The following is a 659-nucleotide window of genomic DNA, read 5'->3' as shown; positions in this document are numbered from 1 at the left end:
ACGTCACGAAAGTCGGTAACACCCGAAGCCGGTGGCCCAACCCCCTTGTGGGGAGGGAGCTGTCGAAGGTGGGACTGGCGATTGGGACGAAGTCGTAACAAGGTAGCCGTACCGGAAGGTGCGGCTGGATCACCTCCTTTCTAAGGAGCACTTCTTGGCCGRCAGGTTCTGCCTGACGGTCCAGAGGCCAGTACATCGGCGAATGTCCGGTGCTGGTTGCTCATGGGTGGAACGTTGATTATTCGGCACTCTCAGTCATCTCGGGCTGCAAGTACTGTCCTTCACGGGGCGTGGAAAGCTGATCACGAGTGRCGRGGGTGTCGGGCACGTTGTTGGGTGTCTGAGGGTACGGCCGTAAWGGYYGCCTTCAGTGCCGGCCCCGGTGAAGCATCGCGTGAGTGGTGTGTGACGGGTGGTTGGTCGTTGTTTGAGAACTGCACAGTGGACGCGAGCATCTGTGGCCAAGTTTTTAAGGGCGCACGGTGGATGCCTTGGTACCAGGAACCGATGAAGGACGTGGGAGGCCACGATAGTCCCCGGGGAGCCGTCAACCAGGCTTTGATCCGGGGGTTTCCGAATGGGGAAACCCGGCAGTCGTCATGGGCTGTCACCCACATCTGAACACATAGGGTGTGTGGAGGGAACGCGGGGAAGTGAAA

General features: G+C 59.7%; 1 rRNA gene and 1 other annotated feature (1 of these 2 only partly in view). The gene reads left to right on the top strand.

Going from position 1 to position 659, the window contains the following annotated elements:
• Positions 1-140, top strand: a 16S ribosomal RNA gene (locus tag FGF04_RS02060); the annotation flags it as partial.
• Between the two features lie 333 nt (positions 141-473).
• Positions 474-659: a sequence feature (23S ribosomal RNA rRNA prediction is too short), on the top strand; it runs 668 nt beyond the window's last position.

The sequence above is a fragment of the Streptomyces apricus genome (assembly GCF_008369065.1).
Classification (GTDB): domain Bacteria; phylum Actinomycetota; class Actinomycetes; order Streptomycetales; family Streptomycetaceae; genus Streptomyces; species Streptomyces apricus.
This window is presented reverse-complemented; position numbering and strand designations above follow the sequence as displayed.